General features: G+C 59.8%; 25 protein-coding genes. 16 read left to right on the top strand and 9 right to left on the bottom strand.

Annotation, left to right across the window (positions count from 1 at the left end):
• Nucleotides 1-64: 64 nt before the first annotated feature.
• Nucleotides 65-421, bottom strand: a complete 357-nt coding sequence (locus tag WM94_RS06475; RefSeq protein WP_039612841.1) for a metalloregulator ArsR/SmtB family transcription factor — start codon at nucleotides 419-421, stop codon at nucleotides 65-67.
• Between the two features lie 441 nt (nucleotides 422-862).
• Here WM94_RS06475 and WM94_RS06470 point away from each other — a divergent pair, with 441 nt between their 5' ends.
• The 3 genes from WM94_RS06470 (at nucleotide 863) to tcuB (ending at nucleotide 4,548) form a co-directional block, all read left to right on the top strand.
• On the top strand, nucleotides 863-1,783 hold the full coding sequence (locus WM94_RS06470) for a LysR family transcriptional regulator (protein WP_013972228.1): 921 nt from the start codon (nucleotides 863-865) through the stop codon (nucleotides 1,781-1,783).
• A gap of 148 nt (nucleotides 1,784-1,931) precedes the next feature.
• Entirely contained in the window at nucleotides 1,932-3,386 is a 1,455-nt protein-coding gene (gene tcuA, locus WM94_RS06465) for an FAD-dependent tricarballylate dehydrogenase TcuA (protein ID WP_015270080.1), read from the top strand.
• A complete protein-coding gene (tcuB, locus tag WM94_RS06460; RefSeq protein ID WP_054573822.1) occupies nucleotides 3,367-4,548 on the top strand; it encodes a tricarballylate utilization 4Fe-4S protein TcuB in 1,182 nt (393 codons plus the stop codon). The genes tcuA and tcuB overlap by 20 nt, the downstream gene beginning before the upstream one ends.
• Before the next feature lie 60 nt (nucleotides 4,549-4,608).
• On the opposite strand, the gene WM94_RS06455 is transcribed toward tcuB, so the two are convergent.
• Nucleotides 4,609-5,502, bottom strand: coding sequence for a LysR family transcriptional regulator (locus WM94_RS06455; RefSeq protein WP_013972231.1), 894 nt, complete (start codon nucleotides 5,500-5,502; stop codon nucleotides 4,609-4,611).
• A 147-nt stretch (nucleotides 5,503-5,649) separates the two neighbouring features.
• Between WM94_RS06455 and WM94_RS06450 the strand changes: the two genes are divergently transcribed.
• The 4 genes from WM94_RS06450 (at nucleotide 5,650) to WM94_RS06435 (ending at nucleotide 10,856) form a co-directional block, all read left to right on the top strand.
• Entirely contained in the window at nucleotides 5,650-6,729 is a 1,080-nt protein-coding gene (locus WM94_RS06450) for a 4-oxalomesaconate tautomerase (RefSeq protein WP_015270082.1), read from the top strand.
• 73 nt (nucleotides 6,730-6,802) lie between these two features.
• Nucleotides 6,803-8,116, top strand: a complete 1,314-nt coding sequence (dctA, locus tag WM94_RS06445; protein ID WP_061550735.1) for a C4-dicarboxylate transporter DctA — start codon at nucleotides 6,803-6,805, stop codon at nucleotides 8,114-8,116.
• Between the two features lie 123 nt (nucleotides 8,117-8,239).
• Complete coding sequence (locus WM94_RS06440; protein ID WP_013972233.1) at nucleotides 8,240-9,544, top strand: CitMHS family transporter; 1,305 nt, start codon at nucleotides 8,240-8,242, stop codon at nucleotides 9,542-9,544.
• A gap of 58 nt (nucleotides 9,545-9,602) precedes the next feature.
• A complete protein-coding gene (locus WM94_RS06435) occupies nucleotides 9,603-10,856 on the top strand; it encodes an OprD family porin (protein WP_061550734.1) in 1,254 nt (417 codons plus the stop codon).
• A 48-nt stretch (nucleotides 10,857-10,904) separates the two neighbouring features.
• On the opposite strand, the gene WM94_RS06430 is transcribed toward WM94_RS06435, so the two are convergent.
• The 3 genes from WM94_RS06430 to WM94_RS06420 all read right to left on the bottom strand — a co-directional run bounded on the left by WM94_RS06430 (nucleotide 10,905) and on the right by WM94_RS06420 (nucleotide 14,601).
• Nucleotides 10,905-11,804: a DMT family transporter gene (locus WM94_RS06430; protein ID WP_061550733.1), complete on the bottom strand. Its 900-nt coding sequence runs from the start codon at nucleotides 11,802-11,804 to the stop codon at nucleotides 10,905-10,907.
• 24 nt (nucleotides 11,805-11,828) lie between these two features.
• On the bottom strand, nucleotides 11,829-13,340 hold the full coding sequence (locus WM94_RS06425; protein WP_082044652.1) for a sensor domain-containing diguanylate cyclase: 1,512 nt from the start codon (nucleotides 13,338-13,340) through the stop codon (nucleotides 11,829-11,831).
• A gap of 160 nt (nucleotides 13,341-13,500) precedes the next feature.
• A complete protein-coding gene (locus tag WM94_RS06420) occupies nucleotides 13,501-14,601 on the bottom strand; it encodes an SDR family oxidoreductase (RefSeq protein ID WP_061550732.1) in 1,101 nt (366 codons plus the stop codon).
• Between the two features lie 73 nt (nucleotides 14,602-14,674).
• On the opposite strand from WM94_RS06420, the gene WM94_RS06415 reads away from it, so the two are divergent.
• The 5 genes from WM94_RS06415 (at nucleotide 14,675) to WM94_RS06395 (ending at nucleotide 19,629) form a co-directional block, all read left to right on the top strand.
• Complete coding sequence (locus tag WM94_RS06415; protein WP_061550731.1) at nucleotides 14,675-15,061, top strand: MerR family transcriptional regulator; 387 nt, start codon at nucleotides 14,675-14,677, stop codon at nucleotides 15,059-15,061.
• Nucleotides 15,062-15,154: 93 nt separating this feature from the next.
• Complete coding sequence (locus tag WM94_RS06410) at nucleotides 15,155-15,679, top strand: RNA polymerase sigma factor (protein ID WP_061550730.1); 525 nt, start codon at nucleotides 15,155-15,157, stop codon at nucleotides 15,677-15,679.
• Nucleotides 15,676-16,512, top strand: a complete 837-nt coding sequence (locus WM94_RS06405) for a FecR family protein (RefSeq protein WP_061550729.1) — start codon at nucleotides 15,676-15,678, stop codon at nucleotides 16,510-16,512. Before WM94_RS06410 ends, WM94_RS06405 begins: the two co-directional genes overlap by 4 nt.
• Before the next feature lie 77 nt (nucleotides 16,513-16,589).
• The gene (locus WM94_RS06400) at nucleotides 16,590-19,028 is read left to right on the top strand and encodes a TonB-dependent receptor (RefSeq protein ID WP_061550728.1); all 2,439 of its coding nucleotides are present in this window, start codon (nucleotides 16,590-16,592) and stop codon (nucleotides 19,026-19,028) included.
• A gap of 91 nt (nucleotides 19,029-19,119) precedes the next feature.
• Nucleotides 19,120-19,629: a GNAT family N-acetyltransferase gene (locus tag WM94_RS06395; protein ID WP_061550727.1), complete on the top strand. Its 510-nt coding sequence runs from the start codon at nucleotides 19,120-19,122 to the stop codon at nucleotides 19,627-19,629.
• Nucleotides 19,630-19,824: 195 nt separating this feature from the next.
• On the opposite strand, the gene ftrA is transcribed toward WM94_RS06395, so the two are convergent.
• The gene (gene ftrA / locus WM94_RS06390; RefSeq protein WP_061550726.1) at nucleotides 19,825-20,784 is read right to left on the bottom strand and encodes a transcriptional regulator FtrA; all 960 of its coding nucleotides are present in this window, start codon (nucleotides 20,782-20,784) and stop codon (nucleotides 19,825-19,827) included.
• Between the two features lie 95 nt (nucleotides 20,785-20,879).
• Between ftrA and WM94_RS06385 the strand changes: the two genes are divergently transcribed.
• A complete protein-coding gene (locus tag WM94_RS06385) occupies nucleotides 20,880-21,314 on the top strand; it encodes a rhodanese-like domain-containing protein (RefSeq protein ID WP_038409395.1) in 435 nt (144 codons plus the stop codon).
• Nucleotides 21,315-21,446: 132 nt separating this feature from the next.
• Here WM94_RS06385 and WM94_RS06380 read toward each other — a convergent pair whose 3' ends face one another.
• Together WM94_RS06380 and WM94_RS06375 are read right to left on the bottom strand one after the other, a co-directional pair.
• Entirely contained in the window at nucleotides 21,447-22,463 is a 1,017-nt protein-coding gene (locus WM94_RS06380; protein ID WP_061550725.1) for an alpha/beta hydrolase, read from the bottom strand.
• A 29-nt stretch (nucleotides 22,464-22,492) separates the two neighbouring features.
• Nucleotides 22,493-22,738 (bottom strand): DUF2790 domain-containing protein, encoded by a 246-nt coding sequence (locus WM94_RS06375; protein WP_003256777.1) that lies wholly within the window; start codon nucleotides 22,736-22,738, stop codon nucleotides 22,493-22,495.
• 441 nt (nucleotides 22,739-23,179) lie between these two features.
• On the opposite strand from WM94_RS06375, the gene WM94_RS06370 reads away from it, so the two are divergent.
• The 3 genes from WM94_RS06370 to WM94_RS06360 all read left to right on the top strand — a co-directional run bounded on the left by WM94_RS06370 (nucleotide 23,180) and on the right by WM94_RS06360 (nucleotide 25,111).
• A complete protein-coding gene (locus tag WM94_RS06370; RefSeq protein WP_061550799.1) occupies nucleotides 23,180-23,749 on the top strand; it encodes a TetR/AcrR family transcriptional regulator in 570 nt (189 codons plus the stop codon).
• Between the two features lie 60 nt (nucleotides 23,750-23,809).
• On the top strand, nucleotides 23,810-24,286 hold the full coding sequence (locus WM94_RS06365) for a nuclear transport factor 2 family protein (RefSeq protein ID WP_061550724.1): 477 nt from the start codon (nucleotides 23,810-23,812) through the stop codon (nucleotides 24,284-24,286).
• Nucleotides 24,287-24,634: 348 nt separating this feature from the next.
• A complete protein-coding gene (locus tag WM94_RS06360; RefSeq protein ID WP_061550723.1) occupies nucleotides 24,635-25,111 on the top strand; it encodes a nuclear transport factor 2 family protein in 477 nt (158 codons plus the stop codon).
• A 239-nt stretch (nucleotides 25,112-25,350) separates the two neighbouring features.
• Here WM94_RS06360 and WM94_RS06355 read toward each other — a convergent pair.
• Nucleotides 25,351-26,045 (bottom strand): LysR substrate-binding domain-containing protein (locus tag WM94_RS06355; protein WP_256207000.1); only part of this gene is annotated, 695 nt, incomplete at its 5' end.

The following is a 26,045-nucleotide window of genomic DNA, read 5'->3' as shown; positions in this document are numbered from 1 at the left end:
GAGCCGGGCGGCATCCAGTTGTTCGAAAGGCAATGCGAGAAATGCCTTTTTTTCTCGGCAGTGGTCAGCAGCAGGCAGCGACGCGCTGAGGGCGGTCACCCATGGTGTCCAGTCGTTTGGCGCTGGTGCTCAACCATTCGCGATTGGCATCCAGCGTGGTTACCAGGACATCGCGTACCCAGGCGGGAAGCTCTGGATGCAGGCGGTAGTAAACCCATTGGCCCTGCCTGCGGTCTTCGAGCAGGCCGCAGGTGCGCAGTTGTGCGAGGTGGCGAGAAACCTTGGGTTGGCTTTCTTCCAGGGCGCAGATCAGTTCACAGACGCACAGCTCTTCCTCGCGAGCGATCAGCAGCATCATCCGAATGCGGTTCTCGTCGGCGAGGCATTTGAAGACCTGGGTCGGGGTCAGCGAGTCAGTCATGGCAGTTCTCGGTGTTTGCTTTTCATGCTTGATATATATGGTTTTTCAAATATACGATTTTTCGCATGTATTGCAAGGCCTGCCAGATTGGTTCCTGCAGACGAAAAGAAGGCCTTGCAGGAGATCGCCCAGCCCTTTGGGCTGCGCTGTCGCGCAGAGAACTCAATTCGCAAGCGCGACGCGGCCTCTGTGGGAGCGGGCGTGCCCGCGAAGAATTCAACGCGGTGGTTGGCACCGGCTGCGCCGGTGTTCGCGGCGGTTCGACGCCTCGACACGCCCGCTCCCACAGAGGCCCTGCTCAATCATCCAGCTATATGCAGTTCCATGAGGGCGGGCCAGTCCGTTCCACCATAGCGTCCTGTCGATCAAGGCTTGACCGCCCACGCTGTGCAAATACGTTTAACATGCTCCAGGCCTGCCCCCATCGTTGAAGAGATCTGTATGGAGTTACGTCAGCTTCGCTATTTCCTGAGTGTTCTGGAGTACGGCAGTCTTGGCCGGGCGGCGGTCGAGCTCGGGGTCGGCGCCTCCGCACTGAGCCAGCAACTGTCGAAGCTGGAGAGCGAGGTGAGTACCCGGCTTTTGACGCGTTCGAGCACCGGCGTAGCGCCGACCGCGGCCGGACTGGCCTTCGAATACCATGCGCGTCTTGCGCTTCGTCAGGCGGAACATGCTGTGCTGGCAGCTCAAAGTGGCCGCATGAGCGGCTATGCCAGCGTGGGGCTGGCTCCGACCACGGCTTCGATTCTTGGCCTTGCCTTGATCGACAGGATGCGAGAGCGCTATCCCGATATCCGTCTGCACCTGGTGGAGATGCTGTCTGGTTACCTGATGAACCAGCTCAATGCCAGGCACCTTGACCTGGCGGTGCTGTTCCAGGCAGAGACGGGGCCGCGCCTGGAGGTGCGGGGGCTGCTGACGGAGCGGCTGTTCGTGCTGGTTCCCGCACCGCTGGTCAAGGACGGCTGGGGCGAGTCGCTCACGTTGCAACAGATCGCGACGTTGCCGTTGGTGATGCCCAGCAACCAGCATGGATTGCGCACGACGTTGCGCTCGATTTTCGAGCGGGCAGGGCTGGAGGCCAGCATCGTCATGGAAGTCGATGGCCTGTCGCTGTTGATGGATTGCGTGTGTGCGGGCCATGCCGCCACCATCCAACCAGGCGCGACAGTGGCCCGGGCGCATCAGGCGGGCCTGCGCGTGTTTGCTGTCGACGAAGCCCTGGCGCAGCGTCGCAATGTGATTGTCAGCCTGACTGATGACGAGCTCTCACCGGCGGCGCTGGCTACGCGGATCGTACTGCAGGACGTTGCCCGGGAGCTGGTGGAGCAGGGCCGATGGCCAGGCGCACGGCTGCTTTGACCCAGGCGCCGGGGGCGCTTGTTCCGACCCTTTAGAAAAACTGAATGCCTCCCCCCGACCATCGCGTTTCGCGGTCTGCGGGCGCTCATTAAAGTCCCCGGTCACGAGGAGCAGCCGAACATTCGGCTCTTCGTGATCTGGAGGCGAAATGATCGATGTGCTAGTCATCGGAGGGGGCAATGCCGCCCTCTGTGCCGCGCTGATGGCGCGAGAGGCCGGAGCCAGCGTGCTGCTGCTCGAGGCCGCACCCCGCGCCTGGCGTGGTGGCAACTCACAACACACGCGCAACTTGAGGTGTATGCATGATGGACCGCAGGATGTGCTGGTCGAGGCGTACCCGGAAGAAGAATTCTGGCAGGACCTGCTGAAGGTTACCGGTGGCCAGACCGACGAAAAGCTTGCGCGGCTGGTGATTCGCGCGTCCTCCAGTTGTCGCGGGTGGATGCGCCGCCATGGCGTGCATTTTCAACCCTCGTTGTCGGGTGCGCTGCACACAGCAAGGACCAACGCCTTCTTCATGGGCGGCGGCAAGGCACTGGTCAACGCCTACTTTCGCAGCGCCGAAAACCTTGGCGTACAGATACGTTACGACACGCCAGTAGCCGACATCGAACTGCAGGGCGGACGCTTCGTCGCGGCCCATGTGCCGGCGCGTGAGGTTCAGGGGCGACACCTGCCTGCCGAGCGCATCGAGGCGCGTACCTGTGTGCTTGCCGCCGGCGGCTTCGAGTCCAACCGTGAGTGGTTGCGCGAGGCGTGGGGGCAGAACGAGCGAGGGGAGTGGCCTTCGGACAATTTCCTGATCCGTGGCACGCGCTTCAATGACGGGGTGCTGTTGCGCCGCATGATCGAACAGGGCGCCGACACGATTGGCGACCCGACCCAGGCGCACATGGTGGCGATCGATGCTCGTGCGCCGTTGTACGACGGCGGCATCTGCACGCGCATCGATTGTGTGTCGCTGGGCGTGGTGGTCAACCGCGATGGCCAGCGCTTCTACGATGAAGGCGAGGATTTCTGGCCCAAGCGCTATGCCATCTGGGGGCGCCTGGTGGCGCATCAGCCTGGGCAGGTGGGGTTCTCTATCATCGACCAGAAAGCCCTCGGGCGCTTCATGCCACCGGTTTTTCCAGGCGCCACTGCCGATAGCCTGGAGGCGTTGGCCGGCCTGCTCGGTTTGCCTGTGCAGGCCTTCCTGGAAACCGTGCATGCCTACAACCGAGCCTGCCAGGTGGGCACTTTCGACCACACCCGGCTGGACGACTGTCACACCGCAGGCCTGGAACCGGCGAAAAGCCACTGGGCGCGCCCGATCGATACGCCGCCTTACTACGGCTACCCGCTGCGCCCTGGCGTGACTTTCACCTACCTGGGGCTGCGCACCGATGAAACCGCCGCCGTCCATTTCGACGGGCGTCCCAGCCCGAACCTGTTCGTTGCCGGCGAAATGATGGCGGGCAATGTACTGGGCAAGGGCTACACCGCAGGCGTCGGCATGTCCATCGGCACCGCCTTCGGCCGTATCGCCGGGACCAGCGCTGCTGCGGCGGCGGGTTACGAACATCCAGAAAAAGAGAAGAGCCATGACTGCGCAACTGCCTGAGCCACGCCAGCCTGACACCGCCGGGCCGGCCCTCGAACTGATCCCGGTGTTGAACGTCGAGGAGCAGGAAGTGGACCGGCAAATGCGGATCTGCAATGCCTGCCGTTACTGCGAGGGCTTTTGCGCCGTTTTCCCGGCGATGACCCGCAGGCTGGAGTTCGGCAAGGCCGATATCCATTACCTGGCCAACCTGTGCCACAACTGCGGCGCCTGCCTGCATGCCTGCCAGTACGCGCAGCCCCACGAATTCGCGGTGAACGTGCCCCAGGCGATGGCCAAGGTGCGCGGGCAGACATACGCCGAGTACGCCTGGCCGGCCCTCTTCGGGCGGCTGTACAGGCACAACGGCACCTATGTCGCCAGTGCATTGGCCGTAGCCTTGTCGCTGTTCCTGCTGCTGACCTTGTTCGTCAACGGCACGCTGCTGCCCGGGCGGTTGGCTGGGAATTTCTATGCGGTCTTCCCGCACAACACCCTGGCACTGATGTTCGGTAGCGTCTTTGCCGCTGCAGCGCTGGCCCTGGCGGTGGCGGTACGTCGCTTCTGGCGCTCGGTCTCGCCTGCCGAGGCGCTGGCGCAACCGGCCAAAGGGGCGGTGTTCGAGGCATCAAGCGCGGTGTTGACCCTGAAATACCTCGACGGTGGGCACGGCCAAGGTTGCAACAATGCCGATGATCGCTACACGCTCTGGCGCCGTCGCTTCCATCACTTCACCTTCTACGGCTTCATGCTGTGCTTTGCCGCCACGGTGGTCGCCACCGGTTATCACTACCTGCTGGGCCAGCAGGCGCCGTACCCGCTGCTGAGTGCACCGGTGTTGCTCGGAACCCTGGGCGGAATTGGCTTGATTGTCGGGCCGGCCGGGTTGCTGGCGCTGAACCTGCGCAGGGCGCCGGAGCAGGGCGATGTGGCCCAGCGCCCCATGGACCGGGCCTTCATTCTGCTTCTGCTGTTGGTCAGCGCCACAGGCCTCGCCTTGCTGGGCCTGCGTGATACCGCAGCGATGGCGATCGTGCTGGCGCTTCACCTGGGGACGGTGATGGCGCTGTTCATCACGCTGCCCTATGGCAAGTTTGCCCATGGCCTGTTCCGCAGCGCGGCACTGCTCAAGTTTGCAATCGAGAAGCGCCGGCCCAACAAGCTGGGCCTGGGCGGGGAGTGAACCATGAACTCAGCCCGTATTTCCCCTGCGCCGTGCCGAGCCGGAAGCAAGGCATTTCGTTCAACGGTTGGGCCACTTGTCCAGCAGGATCGACACGAACTTCTCCGCTGCCGGCGACAGCGACGCCCCTCTGCGGTAGACCAACCCCAGGGTGCGGGTTACCTGGGGCTCGATCAGCGGCACGCTGACCAGGGTCGGGTGGTCGGCGCTGGGCATGGCCAGGCTGGGCATGGCCGACACGCCCAGCCCGGCCTCGACCATGCCCAGCGAGGTCGACAGGTGCTGAACCTCATAGAACCACTTGGGCCGCAGGTTGAGCCCGGACAGGGCATGGTCCAGCAGCATCCGGTTACCGCTAAGCCGGCCTACGCCGATCAGGCGGTAGTCGGCCAGTTCTGTCCAGGTGACGGCCTCACGGTTCGCCAGCTTGTGGTCCCTGCGGCAGGCCAGCACGAAGTGCTCCTGTACCAGGGAGACGAACTCGATGTCCGGGTGCTGGCCACTCATCATGTTGATGCCGAAATCGGCTTCACCCCGCAGCACGGCTTCGAGCCCGTCGTTGGCACTGAGGTCCAGCAGACGAATGCGGATCTTGGGGTATTGCTCGTTGTAGTCGCGGATCACCGATGGCAGGAAATAGAACGCTGCGGTCGGAATACAGGCGAGGGTTACCTGGCCGGTCTGTCGTTCTGCGAGTTCGCGAATGCTCAGGATCGAGTCTTCGAAGTCATCCAGCAGGCGCCTGGCCTTGGGCAGGAAGTCACGCCCGACGCTGGTCAGGCTGACCCGACGAGTAGTGCGTTCCAGCAACGAAGTGCCCAAGCCTTCCTCGAGCTTCTTGATCCGTCGGCTCAAGGCGGGCTGGGACAGGTGCAGCGCTTCTGCGGCTTCGTGGAAGCTGCCGAGTTCGGCGATTTTCACGAAAGATCGTATGTCTTGCAGCTCATATTCCATCTCGGATCGCTCTTGGCATTGGGTTCGGTATTGATGCTCAAATCGGAACAATAACTACGATATTTGCATTGGATTGATTTATCCATCCCTGTCAATCTTTTGTCCACAGCATCAATGATGTCCATTGATCAACAAGAGTGCGAAATCATGCAACGAATTCCTTGCGTACTCATGCGCGGTGGCACCTCCAAGGGCCCCTTTTTCCATGCATGGGACCTTCCTGCCAATGTGGTCGAACGCGACGAATTGCTGATCAACCTGATGGGTTCCGGGCATGAACTGGAAATCGACGGCATCGGTGGCGGTAGCCCGCAGACCAGCAAGGTAGCGATTGTCAGCCCCTCGCTGCATGCCGACGCCGACGTCGATTACCTGTTCGTGCAGGTCATGGTCGCCCAGCGCCGGGTCGATACCGCGCCCAACTGCGGCAACATGCTGTGCGCCGTTGGCCCGTTCGCCATCGAGCAAGGTCTTGTCAAAGGCCAGGACGGCAAGACGCTGGTGCGTATTCGCAACCTGAACACCGGCACTTTCGTCAATTCGCTGGTGGAAACCCCCGGCGGCATCGTGCGCTATGAAGGCCGCACGGCGATCGATGGCGTACCGGGCACTGCCGCCCCGGTACACCTGACCTTCCTCGATGCGGTCGGCAGCAAGACCGGCAAACTGTTCCCGACTGGCAAGGCCAAGGATGTGATCGACGGCGTTGCGGTCACCTGCATCGACATGGCCATGCCGATGATGGTGGTGGAGGCCAGCCAGCTGGGCGTCACCGGCTCGGAATCCCCGGCCGAACTCGACGCCAACGGCGAACTGCTCGAGCGCCTCGAGGCGTTGCGCCTGAAGGCCGGCAAGGCCATGGGCCTGGGTGATGTCAGCGGCATGGTCATTCCCAAACCGGTGCTGGTATCCAAGCCCCGTTATGACGGCACGTTGCAGGTTCGCTACTTCATGCCGCACAACTGCCACCGCGCCTTGGCCATCACCGGAGCGATAGGGCTGGCGACTGCCTGCGTCAGCCCAGGTACGGTGATCGGCGATCTGCTGGGCGAGGGCGCCGTGCAGTTGACCGAAGTGCGTCTGGAACATCCAAGCGGCGGTATCGATGTCGCGCTGTCGCGCAGTGGCGCAGATGGCAAGACGATTCAGGCCTCTGTGGTGCGAACTGCCCGGCGGTTGTTCTCAGGCTTCGTTTACGCGCCTACATTCCGCAGGTTGGCGGGGTAGGCCCAGGCGGTAGTCCGGACCTGTACATTCGCAACAAGCGCATCCGCACAATTTCAACAATGGGTGATGCCTCATGAGACTCGCCAAATCGCTGTACTTCCAGATCCTCTGCGCCGTCCTGCTGGGCGTGGTGGTCGGTCACTTCTGGGCGCAACAGGCCGTTGCGCTCAAGCCTCTGGGTGATGCGTTCATCAAGCTGATCAAGATGATGATCGCGCCGGTGGTTTTCTGCACCATCGTCACCGGTATCGCCGGGATGACCGACAAGCGCTCCCTCGGGCGTTTGATGAGCAAGACCTTGCTGCTGTTCCTGGTATTGACTGTCATCAGCCTGATGATCGGCCTGGCAGCGGTATACCTGTTCCGCCCTGGTGTCGGCATGAACATCGACCCTGCCACTCTCAGCACTGCGGGGCTCGGCCAGTACGCCGCATCTGCGGCGAAGCTCAGCGTGGTCGACTTCTTCATGCATATCATTCCCGACACGTTCATCGGGGCGTTCAACAAGGGTGAAGTGTTGCCAGTGCTGTTCATCGCGGTGCTCAGCGGCTTCGCCTTGTCTTCGATGGGCAAGAAGGGCAAGCCGGTACTCGATGTGCTGGAGTCTGCTTCGACCATGGTGTTTCGCATCTTTGGCTACCTGATGCGTTTCGCACCGGTCGGCGCCTTCGGTGCCCTGGCCTTCACCGTCGGGCAGTATGGCGTGACGTCCCTGGGTGCACTGGCCAAGCTGGTAGGTACGCTCTACATCGCCTGTGCGTTTTTCGTGCTGGTGGTGCTTGGCGGCATCTGCCGTGCCCATGGCTTCAGCTTGTGGAAGCTGCTGCGCTATTTCCGCGAGGAGTTTCTGGTGGTGCTCGGCACCTCGTCCACCGAGCCTGTACTGCCGCGCATGCTGGAAAAGCTGGAGAAACTGGGCTGCAAGAAAGGTGTGGTCGGGCTGGTACTGCCAACCGGTTACTCCTTCAACCTCGACGGTACTGCCATCTACCTGTCGTTGGCGGCGGTCTTCATCGCTCAAGCCTGCAACATCGACCTGAGCCTCGGCCAGACGGTAACGATGCTGGCGATCATGCTGTTGTCGTCAAAAGGCGCAGCGGGTGTGACCGGCAGTGGTTTCGTTGCGCTGGCTTCGACCTTGACCGTCATTCACGACATCCCGTTGGCAGGGCTTGCCTTGCTGATCGGCATCGATCGCTTCATGTCCGAGGCGCGTGCCCTGACCAGCCTGGCCAGCAATGCCGTGGCCACGGTGGTCATCTCGCTGTCGGAGAATGCCTGTGAGCGGGAAACCTTGCTGCGCCGCCTGAACGGCATTCCGGCTGCACCGGAAGAGGCGGATATTGCGCAGGCCGACTGGTCTGCCGAGCCTCGGCATCGCGGCTGAAAAGCCTCCTCACCTTCCATAGTTGACTTAGAATCCCACTCAGCATCCCAGCGATGCCGAGTGGGGTAGGGGGCCGTCTGCCTTGCCGATGGCCGCAATAGAATAAAAACAAGAGAAAAAACCATGCTCGCACTCCTGGGCCTGATCATGGTGGTGACCTTCACCTACCTGATCATGAGCAAACGCCTGTCGCCAATCGTTGCGCTCACCGTGGTACCCATTGTCTTTGCAGTGATCGGCGGCTTCGCCCCCGAGCTGGGCAAGATGATGCTCGATGGCTTGAAAATGGTGGCGCCCTCGGCGGCCCTGTTGTTGTTCGCTATCCTGTTCTTCGGCCTGATGATCGATGCCGGCCTGTTCGACCCGCTGATCCGCAAGATCCTCAAGCGCGTCAATGGCGACCCGGTCAAGATCGCCATCGGTACCGCGCTGCTCTCGCTGCTGGTGGCGCTCGACGGTGATGGCACCACCACCTACATGATTACCTGTGCGGCCATGCTGCCGCTGTACAAGCGCATCGGCATGAACCCGATGATCCTGGCCACGGTATCCATGCTGTCGCTGAGCATCATGAGTGGCATGAGCCCTTGGGGTGGTCCGGCTACCCGGGCCATTGCCGCGCTCGGGCTGGATGCGACCGAGTATTTCATCCCGATGCTGCCGACCGTGATCGGCGGTGCGGCCTGGGTGGTGTTCACCGCGTTCCTGCTGGGCCGCGCCGAGCGCCGACGCATCGGCAACATCGCCCTGGAGTCGGGTGGCGGCAACTGCTACATCAAGGAAATCCTCGGCGAGAGCCCACATAAGCGCCCACGCCTGGCGTATGTGAACCTGGTGCTGGTGATTGCCGTCATGGCAGCGCTGGTGATGGGTGTGATGCATTCCGCACTGTTGTTCATGATCGGTTTCGTCGCGGCGCTGATGATCAACTACCCGCAGCTGGATCTGCAGAAAGAGCGCATCCTCGCCCATTCTGGCAATGCCATGACAGTGGTACTGCTGGTATTCGCCGCAGGCATCTTCGCGGGGATCTTCTCGGGCACCAAGATGGTCGATGCGCTGGCGCAGACCCTGGTCGACTGGATTCCCGAGGCGTGGAGCCACTGGTTCCCGCTGGTGGTGGCGCTGACCAGCATGCCGCTGACCTTCGTACTGTCCAACGACGCTTACTACTTTGGCGTGGTGCCGATCCTTGCCAACGCTGCGGCCGCCTACGGCATCGACCCGGTTGAAATCGCCCGCGCCTCGGTGCTGGGGCAGCCAGTGCACCTGATGAGCCCGCTGGTGGCCTCGACCTTGCTGCTGGTGGGCATGGTCGATCGCGACATCGGCGACTTCCAGAAGGCCACCGTGAAATGGGCGGTGCTGACATCACTGGTCATCACCGCACTGGCCTTGGTCACGGGTGCCTTGTCCTTCTTCGTCTGATCGGCTTCGGGCGCCGCTGGCGCCCACCTCATCCAAGAACAACAACAGAGTATCGAAAATGTCCCGAACTGTTTTCCGCCGGGCCACCTGTGGCCTGCTCTGCGGCTGGCTGCCTGTGGCCGGCGCTGCCGGATTCATCGACGACGGCAAGCTCAAGCTGCAGCTGCGCAACGTTTACTTCAACGAGAACTTCCGCGACGAACAAGGCATGAGCGCCCGCGCTGCTGCAACTGCAAAGAGCGAGCGTGTGGAATGGGCACAGGGTTTTCTGCTCGACTACCAATCAGGGTTCACCCAAGGCCCGCTGGGCCTGGGGCTCGATGCCCTGGGGCTTGTAGGCGTACGGCTCGATTCGGGCCGCGGCCGCAGCGGTACCGGCTTGCTGCCGGTGCATGACGATGGCCGTGCCGCGGACGAGTTCGCCAGTGCCGGGGTAACCGCCAAGGCGCGACTGGGGCAGACCATCGTCAAGCATGGCACCTTGCTGCCCAAGACTCCGGTGCTGGTGTACAACGATGCACGATTGTTGCCTCAGACTTACCAGGGTACGCAGCTGACCAGTACTGATGTCGATGGCCTGACCCTGACCGCCGGCCACCTGGACCGTTTCAAGCAGCGGGACTCCTCCGACAGCACCGGCCTGTTCCTGGATGGTTACAGTGGCAGCGAGTCTGGCGATTTCAGCTTTGCCGGGGCCGACTATGCCGCCAGCAAGCAGCTGCGCTTGAGCTATTTCCACGGCCAGCTCGAACACTTCTATCGCCAGGACTACCTAGGTCTGGTCCACGACCTGCCGTTGGCCGGCGGTGTATTGACCACCGACTTGCGCTATTTCAAGAGCCGCGACAGCGGGGCCGCTCATGGTGGTCAGATAGACAATGACATGTTCAGTGGGCAGCTGTCCTATACCCACTCGGGGCACACTGTCGGTGCCGGTTACCAGGTGCTCGACGGCGAGGCAGGGCTGCCGTACATCAGCGGCGCGACGGTTTACTCGTTCAGTAACGTTGGCATAGGCAAGTTCATCGAGGAGGAAGAGAAAACCTGGATGGCGAGCTACGCCTACAACTTTGCAGCGGCCGGTGTGCCCGGGCTGACCTTCATGGCGCGTTACCTGAGCGGGGACAACGGTCGTTCCGGTGATGCCGGGCTCAGCGAGTGGGAGCGTGATGTGGAGCTTGCCTACGTGGTGCAGTCCGGGCCAGTCAAAGGGCTGGGCGTGAAACTTCGCAACTATGTATACCGCTCTGACTTTGCCCGAGGTCGTGACAGCAACCGGATTTATCTCACCTACGATATTGCGATCTGGTAATGCGGCCGTGCGAGCATGCATGCCTCGAGGTGCTTGCTCGCACGCGTTTCATGCTTTGGACGGCTGTGGCGCTTTCCTGCCCAGTCGGATCAGCTCATTGGAGAAGCACAGGCCGAAGAGAATCAGCCCGGCCCCCAGGTACAACGTGTCCCGCGGTACTTCATTGAGCACCACGAACGCCAGCAGTGCGGCAAACAGCGGCTCGGTCAGCTCCAGCGCCTGGACTTGCGAGGGTTTCAGGTACTCGATGGCCTTGGTGGTACAGAAGAAGCCGAGGATGGTCGGCAACGCGGCCAGCGCCAGCAGTGCCATGACCGCCACCAGCGACAGCTCGCCAATGTTGAACCCATCGGTTGCAGCCGGCATCAGCAGGTAGAGGCTGCCGAAAAACAATAGTTGCCGGGTGAAATGCAGCCCCCCGGAAACGCCCATGCGCTTCATGGCAACCGAAAATGCGCCATAACCGCAGCCTCCGATCGAAGCGAGCACTGCACCTTGCAGCGTGAAGCCTTGTTCCAGGTCGGCTCCAAAAATCACGGCAATACCAGCTATGGTCAAACCGGCGCCTACTGTCGCATTGGCGGTGATTGGATCCTTGAGGACTATCCGTCCCAGTAATATCGAAGAAATGGAGGCGCTTGCCATCAGGATCACCACGACGCCTGCCGCGGCGTAATGGCTATAGGCCGAAGTCTCAAAGTGGAACAGCACAAAAATGCCAAGAAAGGCGCAAACGGCGGCATGGAACCATTTGGCCGTATGCAGTGGCCGCTTGAGGAACAGTAGCAGTGCTGACAGCAACAGGCAGCCGAGGACTGTTTTTATCAGGGCGATGCTGCTGGAGCTGAATCCACTGTTCATCAATACCTTGCTGAGTACACCGATCGTTGCATTCAGTGCAGCGGCGCAGAGTGCAAAGAGCAAGCCTTTGCTGAAATGAGATTGCATTTATACATTCCTTGTTATTTGGCTTTATGTCTTCGCCCGGTCGACATGGAGGCGATTGCGGCCGGCCTGCTTGGCGATATAGAGCGCCCGGTCGGCGCGCTCAATCAGTGATGGCGCGCTGTCCAGGGCCGTACCATCGGAGCAGGCGATGCCGATACTGGCGGTTATGTGTCCGAATGGGCTGCCTTTGTGAGGGATGGCTTGCAAGGCCAGGCGCTCGAGCATCAGCCTGGCGACGACGGCCGCTCCATCGTTGTCGGTATCGGGCAGGATTACCGCCATTTCCTCACCCCCGTAGCGTGCCAGCAGGTCGCGAGGGCGGCGAATGCAGGAGGAGAGCAGGGAGGCTATCTGCTGCAGGCAGGCATCGCCCGCCGGATGCCCGTAGGTGTCGTTGTAGGGTTTGAAATGATCGATGTCGATCATCAGCAAAGCCAGCGTGGTGCCATTGCGATGGGCCGTGCGGATTTCCTGAGTCAGCGCTTCGTCAAAGCAGCGCCGGTTGGCAAGCCCCGTGAGCGCATCGTGCATCGCCAGGCTCTCGAGCTGCTGGTTGCTGTCGAGTAGCCGTTGCTGGGTCAGTCGAAGCTCGCTTTCGACCGCATTTCGCCGGCTCATGGCGCGAATCAACAGCCAGCCAATGGCCCCGGTCAATGCCAGCAGCACAGCGACCACCAGCGTTGACAGCAGCGCCTCGAGCCGCCAGGCCGAGAGTGCCTCCTGCTTGCCCAGCGCGACCGTTGTCACCAAGGGTAGCTTGTCGCTCTTGCGAAACGCATAGAGGCGCTCCACGCCGTCCAGGCTGGAGGTGAACGATGCAGTGCCTGCTGACTGGTCGACGAGATACTTGGTAAAGATGGGCGACTTCGAAAAGTTGCGACCCATGTCCTGTTCCCGAAACGGGTAGCGCACCAGCATGGAACCGTCGGTATAGGCCAGCCCGATGGCACCCTCATGGCCGACATCGAGTTTGCCGAATAGCTGCAGGAAGTTCTCCACGCCAAGCGTCATGGCGACAACGCCGGCGAATTCGCCATGGTCATCGTTGAACCGTCGGCTGATGGTGATCACCCATTCCTGGTTGACGCGGCTACGGATTGGCAGGCCGATGAAAGGGTCGCGGGACGGGTCGTCACGATGGTGTATGAAAAAGGCGCGGTCGCTGCTGTTGGCACCGACGGGGGTCGGCTGGTTGGACGACATCAGCCAGCGTCCGTCCCTGGCGTAGATCATGATGCCGCTCATTGGCGGCATCAATGGTTGCTGGCGCTTGACCAGTTGATCCAGCCGCTCGATCTGCGCAGGTCCGGAGCCTTCGGTTTCCAGGCGCTCGACCAGCCCGAGCAGCAGCATTGAGCTCTGACGGACAATACCTTCCGAATAGGTGGACAATGCCTGGGTCAGGTTAAGACCATGGACATTGACGTCTTCCAGGGCACGCTCGCGAGAAGCCATGACCTTCCACAGCGTTAGCGAGGCGAGAGAGCAACCGATGACCGATAGCAGTAGCACAACGAGGTGGATGTCACGCTTCACGTCAATTCACACGCCTTTTTCCCTAAAGACCAAGTTGAGCGTCGACACGCTTTAACTAACCAGACGGTCAGGAAGTAACCATCCGGTTCATGTGCAACAATATAACACCGAAGTTGCTGGAATGTTCGACAGAATCACGCGTTCTATCAGAACCCGTTTGTTATCTTCCGGCAGGGTATGCAGAAGTATGAACATGACGATTGGGCAAGTAACCCTCAACGTAGCGCACCGTCTTTTCCAAAGTTCGCGTCATGTCGGGATGGGCCAACTGATACTTTCGTTCCAGTTGCTGGCTGTCGTTCATGTCGAACCGCTGCGTCTGGATGAAGTTCAGTGACTCCGCGCTGATCGATAATCGGTTGGCCAGTCCTGGAATCGCCAACAGCCACTTCAGCAACCCTATGGGTACATGGCGGCGGGGGGGCTCTATATCCAGCGTTTGTGCAATTTGCTCAAGCATACCCTGCAGGTTCGGCGTGTGCTCATACAGCGCCAGGACCTGCCGGTTGACCATTGATGGGTCGAACGCCACGCACGTCATCATCTTTACCAGATAATCCACGCTGACCAGCGGCAACCAGTGCCTGGCGGAACCGGGGACAGCCTTGAACCGGCCCAGTGCCAGGTTTCTGATGAGGTCCACCAGAGGTTGACCTTCAGGGATATGCCCACTCTCGCTGTGACCACATACCGTAGCAGGATGAACGATCGAGTAATCTGCGCCTACCTCCTGCATGTAACGGATGACTGCGAAATGGGACTCCAGCTTGCTGCCTTCGTAGCCCCCGACACGGCCGTATACTGCAGGCCAATTGGTGTTTTCAGGGTGCGCGGTATCAACCCCGATACTTGCAAGATGAGTAAGGTTCTGCAGCATATAACCGCCAGCCATCAGCAAGCGGATACGCTGGCTCGCCGCAAGCCTGGCGACCCTCAGCGCCCCTTGTACGTTGACTGCGCGGGCCTGTTCGATTGTAAGGCCCCAGGTAAACTGCGCCGCGAGGTGAAAGACCACGGCGGCCGAAGTTACGCATTGCCTGTATGCTTCGCTGAGTCCAAGCCCATCCCTGCTGATGTCTCCTTCAACTGCGTTTAAATACGCGGGATTACCTCCCAGTTGGCCTACCTGCTCTTTGAGGCGTTCGATGTTTGCAGGGTTGCGCATGAGCACCCAGGTCTTGTGCCCTGTCGCGGTAAGATGGGCCAGCAGATGTTGACCCACAAACCCACTGCCGCCAGTGACGAAGCATTCCACGCTCATATCTGAATCCTTGTCTGGATGATCGGCGCAGGCTAAGGTGTAGAGCCTACTCTACAGTCAAGGAATTTTTATCGTGAATGTCGGAGAGTTGGAGCGCCGGAGTGGGGTGGGCCGCCATACATTGCGTTATTACGAGCAACTCGGGCTTATCGTGGCCCATCGCCAAGCCAACAATTACCGCAGCTACAGCGACCAGACCGTTGTTGACCTGGCCTTTATTCAAAGTGCCCAGAGCGGCGGTTTTTCGCTCGCCGAGATTGGCGACATCCTTGCGGCCAAGCGCGGTAACACGATCGATTGCGCCCAAGGCGCGATGTTGGTAGCCGGCAAGATGGCCGAAATTCAAGCGAAGATCACCACGCTGCAAGCCGCCTATGTCTTTCTGGATGCGGAGCGTGCAAAGCTGGAAGCCAGTGCCATTGCCAACGGTCTGACCATTCCTCGCCCTCTCTCGATTTAGCATGGCTCGATGCTGTAGCTTGTTTATTCGCAATTATTTCTCATTTACACTTGTGTCTTGTTTTCGAGGCCTACCTCTTATCCAGGATGCATCGTGTCGTTCGATCCCGCCAAACCGTCGCTGCTGTCTACATTGGTCCGTCACTATGACGAGCTGGTGGACCACATTCGCCGACGCTTCGGCGACAGAAGCGTGGCGCGCGATGTAGTGCATGACGTGTGTGTGCAGTTGCTTGAGCGCGGTGAGAAAGAAGACGTCAGAACCCCACTGGCCCTGCTACGAAAAATCTCCCACGACACCGCCGTGAGTCGCTATCGTAGCGATCGCCGCCGAGGCGCCTGGGTAGAGGCTATCTCCGAGCTGCCTGAGGTGGCCTGCCCGGCAGCCACCCCGATGACCAGGTATGACAGCGAGCGCGAGTTTCAACTGCTCGTCGACGCTATCACAGACCTCCCACCTCGCTGTCAGGCTGTTTTCGTCATGCACAAGATTCACGAAATCCCCCAGGCAGAAGTAGCCGCTCGCCTCGGTATCTCCATCAAGACAGTGGAAAAGCACCTGCGCCTGGGGTTGGCTGCGTGCAGGCAACGGCTTGGGCGCGATGAGGTGCATCCATGACCAAGCAGCCCGAACAGGTGCCATTGGACGAGGCACTGGGGCGACATCGTGAAGAGCTCAAGCAGCTGTTCCCCATGCCGCCGTCCAGGCCAGCGCCCTCCAAAGCGGTGAAGTCGGCCGGTATCACACTAGCGGTTGCGATCGCCTTTGCGGCCCTGGCGTGGCTGAACCCAGCCTACAAGAGCGAGCGTTTCGCTACCGCCATTGGTGAGCGGCGCACTGTGCTGCTGAGCGATGGAAGCAAGCTGCTGCTCGACAGTGGCACGCATGTCGATATCAGTTGGCGTCTGCTCAGCCGCGAAGTCGACCTGCGCGCAGGGCAGGCGCTTTTCGATGTGTCCTCGGCCGTGTACCGCCCCTTCGTAGTGTCCGCTGGCATGGTGAAAGTCGAGGTGCTCGGTACGCTGTTCAATGTCCGCCGGCTGGATAACGACGCGGTGCGTGTGACCCTGGCCCGTGGGCGCGTGGACGTCACCGCTGCTGCTGCAGCACAGGCGCCTGTCACCCTGAGGCCAGGGCAACAGGTCGACTCGATTGGCGGGCAACTGATGCCGGTTGCAAAGGCTGACGCCTCCAAGGCGATGGCATGGAAAGATGATCGCATCGTGTTCGAGCAGACGCCGCTGGATGAAGCGGTGTCGTTGTTGCGCCACTATCGCAAGGCCCCCATCGAGCTGAGCGACCCAAGCCTGGCCGCACTCAAGGTGACGGGGGTGTTCGAAGCGCGCAATGTCGACCTGCTACTGGATCTGCTGCCCAGCATCCTGCCTGTCGCCGTGCTGCAGGTAGGGGACGGCAGCGTCCGGATTCAACGCAAACCGACAAGAAAATAATTCTCAGGCGCAGGTAGGGTTTCTCGATCCCCATGGCGGCTACTGAAAAAGCCCAACCACAAAAAGGAACTCGAGAAGTGCATTTTCCCCTCCGCAGTCGCCAGCTACGCCTGTCATTGCTTGCCAGTAGCCTGCTCATCGCAATGTCGGCCCAGGGCCGGGAAAAGGTGAACGTGGATCTCCCCGCCGCACCGCTGGGCGATGCCATCAACGCGCTCGCACAGCAATCTTCGGTACAGATCATCTTCGCCAGCGATCTTGGTGCAGGCCGAAACGCGCCTGCGGTGAAGGGGCGGTTCACACCCGAGGAAGCACTTCGAACACTGCTAAAGGACAGTGGCTTGCAAGTACAGGCCAAGGATGAGCGCACGTTCGTCATCGTCGCGCAGGGTGCCCCTGCATCAAGTGCTGGAATCCAGAGCGGACCCGTGGAAATGGCCCAGACGGAAATCACCGCCTCGCGCACCAGCAGCAGCCTGGTTTCCGCAACGCGGCAATCCACCATTCTCGAGCATGAACAACTGCAGGAGCTGCGCCAGGGGTCAGAGAGCCTGGCTACGGTACTGGCCAAGGCGGTTCCCGGCATGTCCGACTCCAGCCGCACCGTCACCGAGTATGGCCAGACCCTGCGCGGGCGCAGCATGCTGGTCATGGTCGACGGGGTGCCGCTCAATACCAACCGCGACTCCTCGCGCAACCTGGCCAACATCGACCCGGCACTGATCGAACGGGTCGAAGTCATTCGTGGCAGCAGCGCCATCTACGGCAGCGGCGCCACGGGGGGCATCATCTCCATTACCACACGGCCCGCGGGTGGTGAAAACCGCGCCGAAACCAGCCTGAGCGCGACCTCGCCGCTGACCCGCCTTGGCAGCGATGGCCTGGGGGGGCAGTTCCAGCAATATTTCGCCGGCTCTCAGGGTGCGGTGGACTACTCGTTCGACTTCGGTACCCGCCATATCGGTGCCTCGTATGATGCGCACGGTGACCGGATCGCCCCGGAGCCAAGCCAAGGCGACCTGTTCGATTCGAACATCTACAACGTTGGCGGCAAGCTGGGGCTGCACATTGACGAGAACCAGCGAGTGCAGCTTGCAGTCAGCCACTACGATGCCCGCCAGGACACCGATTACGCTACCGACCCAAGCGTCGCGAAACTCCCTGCTGGCTCTGTGCCGGCCAATACGATCAAGGGCCTGGATCTTGACGAGCAGAACCGCATTCGCAACACGCTGGTGAACCTGGAGTATGAAAATCTCGACATCCTCGGCAGCCGGCTTTCTGCCCAGATGTACTACCGGGACTACTTCACACGCTTCACCCCGTTCGATGCCCGTGCCGTTGCTACCCGCGGCGGCAGTGTTGACCAGATCATGCAAAACAGCGAAGTCTTCGGAAGCCGCCTGACCCTGCGCACGCCGATTGGTGACAGCGGCAGTACCGAACTGGTGTGGGGTGGTGACTATAACCAGGAGCGCAGCGACATGCCGCTCGATGTCTTCGACCCGGCGGCTTATGACGCCAGTGGCGGCCTGGTTTTCGACAAGACCGGCAAGCTCACGTACATGCCCCCGCTGAGGACGCGAAGCGCCGGTGCCTTCGCCCAGCTGCAGCATCGCTTCGATGAGCATTGGTCGGTCGACGGCGGCCTGCGCTACGAATACTCCACCGCCGAATTCGATGACTTCGTTCCGTTGTCCGAATCCACGTCTGCCTCCCCGGTGGCGGTGAAGGGTGGCGACATTGATTACGATGCGGTGCTGTCGAACCTGGGCATCGTCTACTCGCCGGTACTCGGCCAGGAAATCTACGCCTCCTTCAGCCAGGGCTTCCAGTTGCCCGACGTGGGCATCCAGCTGCGCAATGCGCGCCGTGGCTTCGACATCGGCGCATCGAACCTGGAGCCGGTCAAGACCAACAACTATGAGCTTGGCTGGCGAGGAGACCTGGGCAGCAACACCCTCGGCACCCTGGCACTGTTCTACACCACCTCCAAATTGGGGGATGTGCAAAGTTTCAACAATGGCCTGATTCTGACCCGCACCAAGGAGCGTATCTACGGTGCTGAAGCCAGTGCCGATTGGCTGTCGGACGATGCTGTGTGGGGCGCAGGGGGGAGTGCGACCTGGATGCGCAGACGAGAAAAACCGGACGGTAAAGACTGGCAAGACATGACCGGCTATCGCGTTCCGCCGCTGAAGCTGACCGCCTACGTGCAATACAAGCCGACCCTGGATTGGAGCAACCGCTTGCAAGCCACGTTCTTCGATGCCAAGGACTACAGGCTCGATGGGGTGGACAGCTTTGGTCGACATCAGGTGAGCAGTTATACGACAGTCGACCTGGTCAGCCAGTACCAGATCTCCGCAGACGACAAGGTGAGCGTCGGCATCCAGAACCTGTTCAACCGCGACTACTACCCGCTCTACAGCCAGTTGCTGCGCAATAACAACAACACCAGCCACTTGCCGGCACCCGGCACGGTATTGACTGCCAGTTACACGCACAATTGGTAAGGTAGTGAAAAACCACCGGGCTCGATGTCGGCCCCGGTGGTCATTGTCATGTTTCACACCAATAGCTGGCCTGTAGGGTAGGGAGTCTACGATGGAACGGTCTTGCACCACTTATTATCTGGAAATGGTCTCGGCATCCGAGCTGAAGGAAAAAACACAGCCTCACGAACTCCGGATCATTGAATGTGAAGTGCCTCAGGCGGAATTCAATCGGTTTCTGTACAAGCTGGTAGGCACACCTTGGGAGTGGGGCGATCTTGACACCTGGGGGATTTCTGACTGGCAGGCACTCGTCGAACAGGATTGCCACCGTACCTGGGTTGCCTATTACCGTGGTGCGATAGCCGGCTATTACGAGCTCTATCGCCCCGATGGCAGTAACGCAGAGATACGCTACTTCGGGCTGGCACCTCAATTCCTGGGGTGTGGCTTCGGCGGAGCGCTCCTGAGTCACGCTGTTCGAGCAGCGTGGGAGTGGAGCGGTACAGAGCGGGTGTGGGTACATACCTGCACCTTCGACCATCCTGCCGCGCTTCTAAATTATCAGGCGCGAGGGTTCCGTATTTTCAAGCAGGAGGAGGTGGTGGAGGCAAGCCAATAAGCTCTTTGCGAGTGGCGTGATGGCGCTCTCGCTGCTTGCACAAACGAACTGGGTTGCCTGAATACCGATGACGCCGTCCACGCCATTGGCTCAGGCTGCAGCACGAGCTGAGCGATGCTGGGTGCCGGTACAGCGTTGGGGTTTTTCGCTGGCAATGGCAATCGAAGTGATGCAGCGAGGCGAGGCTGAATAGGGTCAGTGGTTGCCAAACTGCGCACGATACCTCATGGGCGCCAACCCCACGGTCTTGCGAAATGCTGCCCGGAAACTTTCCGCCGAGGCGAACCCGCAGCGTTCGGCGATTTGCTCATTGCTCAATGGGCTGCTTTCCAGCAACTCACGCGCCACGTTCATGCGCACCTGATGCAGCCAGGTTTTCGGCGTGATGCCTGTCGCTTCGATGAAGCGTCGCAGGAAGGTACGTTCGCTCATCAGTGCCTTCGCTGCCAGCTGCTTGACCGTAAGCGGCCTGCCCACATGCAAGGTCGCCCACTCCAGCACCGCGGCAAGATCATCGCGAGGCTTCTGGGCAACGGGTGCGGGGAAGAACTGTGTTTGCCCTCCGGAACGCTGGGGTGCCATAACCAGGCGGCGGGCAACGGTGTTGGCAACCTGGGTACCAAAGTCTCGACTCACCAGGTGCAGGCAGGCATCTATACCGGCAGCGCTGCCTGCCGAGGTAATCAGCTGGCCGCAGTCTACGTAAAGCACGCCAGGGTCAACTTCAATGAGTGGATAGCGTGCCGCGAGTTCGTCCGTATAGCGCCAATGGGTGGTGGCACGCTTGCCGTCCAGAAGGCCCGCAGCCGCGAGCACGAACACCCCCGAACAGATGGAAAGCAGCCGCGCCCCGCGTTGATACGCTACGCGCAAGGCGTCCAGCAGCACCTGCGGCGGGCGCTCATCGCGGCTACGCCATCCCGGAATGATAATGGTATGGGCATCAACGAGCGACTCCAAGCCGAACTCGGCAATGACCTGCATGCCACCTGCCGCGTGCATTGGTGCGGGATCGACGGCGACGATGCGATGCGTGTACCAGGCGAATTCGAACTCCGGGCGTGGCAGCCCGAAGATCTCCACGGCAATGCCGAACTCGAAGGTGCACAGCCCGTCATAGGCCAGCACGGCGACCAAACCAGGGGTCGTGAGCATTGGCGGAAAACTACCGGTGACTGTCGAGTGCGCCACTGTAGCGATACAGGCGGGCTTCCTACAATGGGCGCACTTTCAACCGAGGAGTGAAATCCATGCCAAGCCTGGTCAGCGAATATCCTGCCGCAAGCCCATCCGATGCCCTGCTTCATTTCAGCCGCCATCTGGCGTTCGAGACGGATTGTTCGGATGTTGAACGTAGCCAGCGGTCGGGTGATGTCGACTATGTGCTGGTAGATGTAAGGAGCAGCGAGGCGTTTGCGCAGGGCCATGTGCCGGGCGCGATCAATATTCCTGGCCGCACCATCAGCGCAGAACGCATGGCTGACTATGCGCGCCAGACGCTTTTCGTTGTTTATTGCGCGGGGCCGCATTGCAATGGCGTACATCGGGCGGCGGTTCGCTTGGCTGAGCTGGGTTTCCCGGTGAAAGAAATGATTGGCGGGGTTACCGGCTGGCTTGACGAGGGTTTTTCGTTGGTGGGGGTGGACGTCGCTGCACAGGGTAACGGCGTTTCCTGTGCATGCTGAGTCGAGAGGGTACAGTTCGAGCGGCATCACCTCGGCCGAGGCATCCTTACCGCGAGGATTTCCATCCTTCATGAGGGTCCTGTCCGAGCAGGACCAAGGTGACCACGTTTACCCCGGTCCTGATCGTCGCTGTCACTGGAGGTGTTGACTGATCGCCTGTGCAGCCTGGTCCATCGCACTTCGGGTGCCAGGGATTTCGCCGAGGACATTTAGTAGGCCGAAGTCGTGAATCATCCCGTTGTAGCGCACGGCGGTTACCGGAACACCGGCGGCATTCAACTTGCGAGCATAGGCTTCACCTTCATCACGCAGCACGTCCATTTCAGCAGTTTGTACCAGTGCCGGCGGTAAACCTTTCAGCTGATCCAGGTTGGCACGTAGCGGCGATGCGTGAATGTCGTCGCGCTGCTTCGAATCAGTGGTGTAGTTGTCCCAGAACCACTGCATCATGTTGCGTGTCAGGAAGTGCCCTTCAGCGAATTGGTTGTAGGAACTGTTGTTGAAGTTGGCATCAGTCACGGGCCACAGCAGTGCCTGGAAGCGCAGCTTCGGAGTTCCGGCTTCCTTCGCCTTGATGGCTACCACTGCAGCCATGTTGCCGCCGACGCTGTTGCCAGCCACAGCGAGGCGGCTGCCGTCGACCCCAATCTCCTTGCCATGCTCGGCGACCCAGCGGGTGGCGGCGTAAGCCTGGTTGATCGCTGTGGGGAACTTGGCCTCGGGCGATGGCGTGTAATCGACGTAGACCGCTGCCGCACGAGAGCCCACTACCAGGTCGTGGATCAGTCGCTCGTGGGTCGGATAATCGCCCAACACCCATCCACCACCATGGAAGAACATGAACACCGGCAGGTCACCCTTAGCGCCCTCCGGCCGCACTACCCGGATTTCCAGCGGCTGGCCATCGGCCTGGATGGTACGGCGCTCGACCTGAATACCGGACAAGTCGACCTTCACGCTTGCCTGGGCGCCTGTCAGCACTGACCGGGCGTCTTTCGGCGACAAGGTCTCAAGCGGCTTGCCGCCGCCTGCAGCCAGAGCCTGAAGGAAGCCTTGGGTGGTGTGTTCCACGCCCGGGCTACCAGCGGCGAAGGCACTGTTGACAGCCAGAGCCAGCAGGCCGGCGGTGAGGGTACGGGGCAGTTTCATGATTGTGCTCCTAGGGTGTGGGCGGGTGTTCAGTTCTGGTTGGCTGCAAAGTCCGGACGGATGTAGCTCACCTTCTGCTCCTCGCCGTGGCTGTCACGGTAGGTCAGAGTTGCAATGCTGTTTGGGCCGCCGTTGCTGGGTGTGGCCTCCACAGAGACGATTTTGTCGATATCCAGATCCATTCCGTAGTGATACGGAGTTGCGGTCTGCGCAAAAGCACCAACATTGGCGCCGAGCGTAAGGGTGACGATGGCGAATGCTTTGGTAATGGTCATGATCGTTCTCCGGTGTCTCGTAGGTGTGAGCGGTTGCTTCGTACTTGGGGTTAACTTTGCGCGATAATAATTAGTGCGCAAAGTATATTTCCGCTATGGTCACGATTGAGTCAGTGCATCAGCGTCGGATAACCGCAGGCTCCGACAGCCAATGATGGGCGCCGTGCTTTGTCCTGGTAGCGCCATCAGAGAGCTCTCGCTGTCCGCCTGGTCGCGCTCGCACCCCGACGCGGCCGTCGAATGTGCACCTGAGCAGTACCAAAGGCTCTCCTCACCACCTGGCGTCATCAGCCATGGGCTGGGATAGGGTCCTACAACAGGAAGTCAAACGCTGAGGCCGCCCAGGAATTCATTCCAGGTACCACTGGGGCGCGCGCCTTTAATCGAAGAAATCACCTGATGGTGCTTGACCGGAGAGAACGATCGTTCTACATTGAATCCATGAGCAGACCAACGATAGATCACAGAGCCCAAATCCTGGCCACCGCCGAGAAACTCATCTACGAAAACGGGATTCATGCCACGGGCATGGACCTACTGGTGAAGACCTCTGGCGTGTCAAGGAAGGGTATCTACAACCATTTCGCTACCAAAGATGATGTCGCAGCTGCGGCCTTGAGCGCTCGCGACGTACGCTGGATGCAATGGTTCAGGACCGAATGCGACAAAGCGGCTACACCGTACGATCGAATACTGAGCATGTTTACTGTTTTGAAGGGCTGGTTCGAGACGGATGGTTTCCGCGGCTGTGCGTTCATTAACACGGCAGGCGAGGTAGGGGATCCCGATGACCCCATCCGCCAGATCGCAAAACTGCACAAGCAAAAGCTCTTGGACTATACGCTTGAACTGACTGAACAATTGAACACCGAGCAACCGTTGGTCTTAGCCAGGCAGTTATTTATTTTGATGGAAGGCGCAATCACCACGGCTCGTGTTATGGGTGATTATTACGCTGCTGATAATGCAAAGGAAGTTGCGCAGATGTTGCTGAAAGAGCTTGTGCCCTAAAGCTTGAGCGTCAGAGACGCTACTCATACTTATCTATCCAACTAGGCTGGAGTCACTACCATGTCCAATGCCCAAACTCGCCCGCCACTTCCTCCGTTCACTCGCGAAACAGCGATTGAAAAAGTTCGACTTGCTGAAGACGGTTGGAACAGCCGCGACGCGGAAAAAGTCTCACTCGCCTACACGCTGGATACCAAATGGCGTAACCGCGCTGAGTTTGCTATCAACCGTGAAGAGGCCAAAGGTTTCCTCACCCGCAAGTGGAAAAAAGAGCTGGATTACCGTCTGGTCAAAGAGCTTTGGGCCTTTACCGATAACCGCATCGCCGTCCGTTACGCGTACGAGTGGCATGATGATTCCGGTAACTGGTTCCGCTCCTACGGTAACGAGAACTGGGAATTTGAAGCTGATGGTCTGATGCACCGTCGCTTCGCCTGCGTAAACGACATGCCTATCAAGGAAAGCGAGCGCAAATTCCACTGGCCGCTGGGCCGCCGCCCAGATGATCATCCCGGGCTGACTGAGTTGGGGCTGTAACTCCGGCACCACTGTAAATTCTTTCAAACTCAGGGTGCTCGGCTAGGCAGAACGAAATTTAAATTCGATTGCCTACACTGCAGGTAGAGTACGAACGCTTTTAGCATAAGTATAGTTCTTATGATATTCCCCGGAAACATAGTTCCGAGGATACGTGCGCCTGCACCTATAGCATCTTTATTAATTGCGGCCACCTCCATCAAGGCGCGGCAATAGAGTTTAATTTAATGCTGTCGTTAGCAGTGCGATTCAACGTTCACAAATTGATGATTCAAACGGCCTTGCTATAGGCCTGCGATTCACTGGCACTGGTTTACTCAATTATCCAATTAATCTGGAGGCACCACCATGTCCAATATCTACACTCGCCCACCACTTCCTCCTTTCACTCGCGAAACGGCGATTGAAAAAGTCCGACTGGCAGAAGATGGTTGGAACAGCCGCGACGCGGAGAAAGTTTCGCTCGCCTATACGCTGGATACCAAATGGCGTAACCGCGCTGAGTTTGCTACCAACCGCGAAGAAGCTAAAGGGTTCCTTACCCGCAAGTGGAAAAAAGAGCTGGATTATCGCCTGATCAAAGAGCTCTGGGCCTTTACCGATAACCGTATCGCCGTCCGTTACGCATACGAATGGCATGATGATTCCGGTAACTGGTTCCGCTCCTACGGCAACGAGAATTGGGAATTTGAAGCTGATGGCCTGATGCATCGTCGCTTCGCCTGCGTAAACGACATGCCTATCAAGGAAAGCGAGCGTAAGTTTCACTGGCCACTGGGTCGCCGTCCGGATGACCACCCAGGTCTGACCGAGCTCGGCCTGTAAGTCACCGTCAACCTGATCCTTTTGTCTTAAAGGATCAGGTTTTTTTCGTTCAGAAGCGATTCGTCATCCCTATTGCGGTTTGTGATACACATCAGTGCGCCGTCGGCGGCTAGAAAGCCAATAGAGGGCTTTCCTCTCCTTCCAGTCTCCGCTTCGTCGGTCAGGCAAAGCGTCATCGTTGCACTTTTCCTCTACCTTGGGCCCTGTTGCACACGCGCATCCTGCGGTCACGCAAAACCTCACTGATCAAGATCGCTGGATACTTCTTTAGCCAGCTCGAGGAAGACGCGCACCGCCGCGCTCAGAAAGGCGTCTTTGCGCCGCATTAGAACGGCTCGTCGCTCCAAGCGCTCCGGCTCCAACGTGATGGCCACCAGGTCGTCATGGGCCAACGCAATTCTGGCAGGCAATAAGGTCGAAAGATTCGTTCGGCGAACGATCTCGATCACTGCGCCTAGGGCATTGGCCTCCATCTGCACCTTAGGGTTAATCTCATATTTGCGGCAGTAGCGGTCGATTTGCTCGCGAGTGGCAAACTCTGTGCTGAGCAAGACTAAAGACTCAGCACTCAGGCCGTGCGAGGTAATGGAGCGTTCCTCGGCCAGGCGGTGTCTGCGGTTCATAACCAAAGCGAGCGTTTCGTTCAGCAAGGGGATGGCTTCGATGTCCGATGAATGTATTTCATCGAATGCGATCCCTACGTCCAACTCTCCCGCCAACAGCAGCTCCTCGATCCGTTCCTGGGAGATCTCTTTCAGGTTGACGGTGATCTTGGGGTATCTGAGGTGAAATGCCTCGATGAGTGGCTGCGGATTCCACGCCATCCGGCCACCCAGTCCGCTCTCATCTGGCCAGGCATTCCACGGCCATCTGGCCACCTGTTCCACGGCCATCCGGCCGGGCAGTCGGAGCGCAGCGACGCAGGGGGGGCATT

Source organism: Pseudomonas sp. ABFPK (assembly GCF_001586765.1).
GTDB lineage: Bacteria > Pseudomonadota > Gammaproteobacteria > Pseudomonadales > Pseudomonadaceae > Aquipseudomonas > Aquipseudomonas asiatica.
The sequence above is the reverse complement of the archived record's forward strand: the minus strand, read 5'-3'. Positions and strand labels throughout refer to the sequence as shown.